General features: G+C 42.4%; 3 protein-coding genes and 1 pseudogene. 1 reads left to right on the top strand and 3 read right to left on the bottom strand.

Annotated elements, in window-relative coordinates; genetic code table 11:
• Window positions 1-228: 228 nt before the first annotated feature.
• Both ilvA and F6K22_RS42620 read right to left on the bottom strand, forming a co-directional pair.
• A complete protein-coding gene (ilvA, locus tag F6K22_RS32325; protein WP_293107744.1) occupies window positions 229-1,740 on the bottom strand; it encodes a threonine ammonia-lyase, biosynthetic in 1,512 nt (503 codons plus the stop codon).
• Window positions 1,741-1,864: 124 nt separating this feature from the next.
• Window positions 1,865-2,134, bottom strand: a pseudogene (locus F6K22_RS42620) (zinc ribbon domain-containing protein); the annotation flags it as partial.
• 611 nt (window positions 2,135-2,745) lie between these two features.
• Here F6K22_RS42620 and F6K22_RS32315 point away from each other — a divergent pair.
• Complete coding sequence (locus F6K22_RS32315; RefSeq protein ID WP_293107741.1) at window positions 2,746-3,291, top strand: DNA-binding protein; 546 nt, start codon at window positions 2,746-2,748, stop codon at window positions 3,289-3,291.
• Window positions 3,292-3,410: 119 nt separating this feature from the next.
• Here the strand turns inward: F6K22_RS32315 and F6K22_RS32310 are convergent.
• The coding region (locus F6K22_RS32310) for an RNA-guided endonuclease InsQ/TnpB family protein (protein ID WP_363274901.1) at window positions 3,411-4,760 on the bottom strand (1,350 nt) is incomplete at its 5' end.

Genomic DNA, 4,760 nt, shown 5'->3' with positions numbered 1-4,760 from the left:
TTGAAACAGTATATACTTTAGCATAATCAGGGAGTAGTTAGGCACAAAAATTTTCTTAATTAGGACTTGCTGATTAAATCTGAAACAGTTAATAATAAAGTTTTTAGCCTTTTTGAGTTTGAAAAAAGTGCCTGCTTTTCAGTCTAAATAATGAGTGCTCCAAAATTTAGCATTTTGGGCAGAGGGCAAAAAAATTACTCCCCTACTCCCTCACTCCTTAAACCCTAACTAGGCCAAGAATAGTTTGTAAGCTGGATTTTGGCTTTCGTCCCAATAGCGATAAGCCAAGCTTTCGAGAAAAGCTTGCCATTCTGCCATCTCGTAGGGGGGGACTTGCATTCCTACTGCAATACGTCCATAATCTGCCCCATTGTTGCGATAATGAAATAAACTAATATTCCAGTTAGGACTCATGGAGGCGACAAATTTCATTAATGCACCTGGCCGTTCAGGAAACTCGAAACGGTAAAGTAGTTCGTGGTGGGCAAGGGGAGAACGACCCCCGACCAGATGACGTAGGTGTAATTTTGTCAGTTCGTCATCTGTTAGATCTATGCTTTTCAAACCTTGGGTTTCAAATGTTTCTAGTATTCTCGCAGCATCAGCGCGGTCTTTTATTTGTACTCCAACAAAAATATGTGCTTCTTTTTCCTCAGCAATTCTATAGTTGAACTCAGTAATATTACGTTTGCCCAGACAGTCACAAAACCTGCGGAGACTTCCTGGAGTTTCAGGAATGGTAACTGCAAAGATAGCTTCGCGACGTTCTCCCAGTTCGGCGCGTTCGGCGACAAAGCGCAGACGGTCAAAGTTCATATTCGCTCCGCAGGCGACAGCGATGAGAGTTTCTCCTTGAATTTGTTCTTGTTCAACATAAGCTTTGGCACCAGCGATCGCTAATGCGCCAGCAGGTTCAACAATGGAACGAGTATCTTCAAAAACGTCTTTTATTGCAGCACAGGTATCATCGGTTCCTACGAGAATAATATCATCTACATATTCTTGACAAAGGCGGAATGTTTCTTCCCCTACTTCTCTTACTGCTACACCATCGGCAAATAATCCCACCTGGGGTAAGCGGACTCGATGTCCGACTTTTAAAGATTGTGACATAGCATCAGCATCAATAGGTTCCACACCAATAATTTTGATTTCGGGGCGTAACCGTTTGACATAAGCTCCAATACCAGAAATTAAGCCACCACCACCGATGGCAACAAATATTGCATGGATAGGTTTTTGGTATTGGCGGAGAATTTCCATACCTATAGTACCTTGTCCGGCGATAACGTAGGGATCGTCAAAAGGATGAATAAAAGTTAAGCCTTTTTCTTCTTCCAGTTGACGGGCATATTTATAAGCTTCATCAAAAGTTTCGCCATGCAAAACAACTTCTCCTCCCCTAGCTTTGACAGCATCTACTTTTAGTTGGGGGGTAGTTACTGGCATAATTATGATGGCGTTGGTGTTGAGGTGAGTTGCGGCAAGAGCAACTCCCTGAGCGTGGTTGCCTGCGGAAGCTGCTATAACTCCACGGCAGAGGATGTTGGCCGGGAGTTGAGCCATTTTGTTGTAAGCTCCGCGTAATTTGAAGGAGAAGACTGACTGCATATCTTCTCGTTTTAGTAGGAGGTTGTTTTTAAGGCGAATTGAGAGGTTGAGAGCTGGTTCAAGTGGTGATTCTTGAGCTACATCGTAGACGCGGGCGGTGAGAATTTGTACTAGGTAGTCACAATACATGGTTATTTTTTCTTAATAGAGGGCGTTGCATATTTGCGCATTGGAATTATTGTTTCAGAGAAAGAGGAAGTAAAAACTGGGATTTACCTTTTCTGCAAAGATTCATCCCTTAATTCAGCAACGCCTAATAGGGAGTAGAGGCAGGTTGACATCCTCCTGGGCCTAAAGGCACGGGGATTCCTAGCAAGCCGTAGCTCCTCAGCGGGTTGACGTTTTGCTGACGCAAAGCTCCGCTAACACAGGCTGCCGCCAGCTTGGCCCTAGTCTTACGCTTGCCTCCACGTCCGTTTTTTGTCTCAGACTGCCCGCCCGCGACTAATATATTTATGGCTGCATTTTCATCACGGTCGTGTTTGGCAGCACAGTTGAGACACTCCCATTCTCGCACCTGAAGGTCTAATTTTCCACCTTTGAATCCACAACATGAGCAAGTTTTAGATGTTGGCTCAAGGGCGACTAATTATTCTAAAATCACGACCGTATTTTTCAGCAATTCCATCTAACAAGGTTCTAAATTGTCTCCAACCTAAATCTGATATAGCTCTGGATAATTTGCGGTCTCTTGGTGCGCGTTCCCTCTCTTGGTCGGCATTCCCATGGCGAGGAAACCCGAAGAGTGCAGAGCAGCTCCGCTAACGCCGGGTTCCGAACGCTTGTATTTTACGCCGACGCCGGATCTGACCGCTTGCGACTTGCCTCTTGCAGAGGAGCTGCCTCTTACAGAGGAGCTCCTCTATAACTCTCCTAATTTTTGACTCCTAACGACTTCCTAAATTGAAACAGACAAGGGCAGAAAAATCAAGGGACAATTCTTTGGATTACCTCCTCTATAATTCCCATTTATTCTGATTCCTGACTCCTGCCCTTACGACACATACTTTTTCACTAAATCCTAGACTAACGAAAATTTTTTTATCTGAAGCACCCAAATATATGACTTTGTAATTTTTGTATTATTTAGTATTATTGTGCTATACGCAATAGTACAATATATAATTAAATCTTATGCTTGTTGGTACTACTGAAGCTGCTTCTTTATTGAATATTTCTGCTCAACGAGTCCGAGTTTTACTCAACGAAGGTCGCATTCAAGGCGCTCGGAAAATTAATGGTCGGACTTGGGGAATTCCTCTGTACAAAGGAAGACCAAGGATCTCTGGTAAGAAACGTGGCCCCGAACCCAATTGGTCTCCTCAGCGCCATTGCGGAAAAAATACAATTCATTTCAATCGACCTAATATAGAGAAAAATCGAAAGCTCAAAAAGGTCGATCCTCAAGCAAAATCTGAATATGTACTTTCTGCCCAACGTGGCTCTCAGATTTTAGGCAAAGGTCATGAAATGGAAATTAATGGTCCTTGTCGAATTGTTTATCGACCTGATAAGCCTCATAGTTGTGGAGCTACTGTGTGGATTGAGACTTTAGCAACAGTAACCGTGTTTAATTTTGACGGAACAGTGGAGCGAGTTGATAGTAGATGGGTTTGGGAAGAAGAGGAGATGTGGAAAATTAACAAGAAAAATATTGAGGAATTAATTAGGGTTTGTTGATTAACTCTCAAAGCTCCTGATTTCATGCTACATTTTGTCGTGCGGAATGTAGGTTCTATTTTTGATGTCTCCAGGGGTTAAAACACCCTGGATTCTGAGCGGATGTGCTTACGCGGGCGCTATTGCCACGCGACGCACTGCTTACGATATTTTCTAGTTAGATCGTCCAACTTATATCGTTGTGGAAGCATCAAAACTTCCCTACCAACCTTGGCTAAATCTAAACTTAGCTGTGTTGCTACTTTTTTGATAATATTTCCAGCACCATTAGCATCGGCATTAATCAATTTACCTGTTGCTGAACGGTACAAACCACGATTAACACGCTTTCCTAATGGCTCCCACCTTTCGGGTTTTTCACCAAATGTCGGTAAGAAATCTTCATCTAGAAAACTAGCCTTACTCGTGTAACTTTCCTCAGTCTCAACAAACTTAATTCCATACTGCTCAGACAATTCAGCTATCCTGGCTTTTAACTTGGCTGTTGGTATTTGAACAAACTGTTGGTTATTCTTCTTGCCGATGTTAATGCTATCTTTTTGGCGTTGATTCCACCCAAAAACCATTGTGCCTATTCGATACTCAATACACCAGTTGAGCACAAATCTAGCTGCTTTGTTCACATTATCCCGCATCTGACGGTTGCGCTTTTCAGTAATAGCTGCTAAGTTATCGTCCCAGTAGTCACCAGACTGGCCTGATTTTATTTTGGCTACTTGCTTGTTGTACCATTGATTTTGAGATTTAACCTTTTTCCCATCAACTATAAAAGCCTTTCCCACATTACTCACACAGGTTAACCAGTTATTTAATCCTGGGTCTATGCCTAAGACGTTTTCTGCTATTGGTTGGCCTTTTTCTAGTATAGGTTGCTCATAAACAAATTCTAAATAGAAGCAGTTGTTTCTGGGAACAAATCTCAATTCTTTAATTTGATTGAAATCTAAGTTGCTAGGCATTGGCAATAAAAAGTGGTCTATTCCAAACCATGCTTTGACTTGCTTACCTAGAGGGAACTTAAGCATTCCATTCACTAGCTTGACCCAGCGTCCTGGATAACTAACGACTGCTAAACCATTCTTTTTGCGGTATTTTGGTGGTTTTGGCTTTTGTGCCAGTTCACCTGAAGTAAACATTTTGGCAAGTCTTGCATAAGAGTTGAAAGACTCAATTACAGAATGTAATGTCTGTTGGCCACAGGCTGAACGCATAGCCTTAAAATGCAGATTACTTTTTAACTCAAAATCTAGTTCAGCTTTAGACACAAAGCGTCCTGCTTTAAATAGCATTTGACGACAATAGTAAATACCACAATTTGTCAACTTATTTGCTTCTGTGCATACATGGCCGAGCGCACTCCAATTACAGCCATTCCCGGTGTTGAGAGCCAGATCGTTTTGCAGTACATGGATAACCTGAATGCCAATGACTTTGATGCGCTGATCCAACTCTTTGCCCCAGATGGGGCC

The organism is Okeania sp. SIO2F4 (assembly GCF_010672385.1).
Classification (GTDB): domain Bacteria; phylum Cyanobacteriota; class Cyanobacteriia; order Cyanobacteriales; family Microcoleaceae; genus Trichodesmium.
Note: the sequence above shows the minus strand (reverse complement) of the source record. Positions and strands in the feature narration are given on the sequence as shown.

Excerpts from the sequence above, each read along its gene's own strand:
- ilvA (WP_293107744.1), bottom strand. The coding sequence starts at position 1,740 with ATGTATTGTGACTACCTAGTACAAATTCTCACCGCCCGCGTCTACGAT.
- F6K22_RS32315 (WP_293107741.1), top strand. The coding sequence starts at position 2,746 with ATGCTTGTTGGTACTACTGAAGCTGCTTCTTTATTGAATATTTCTGCT.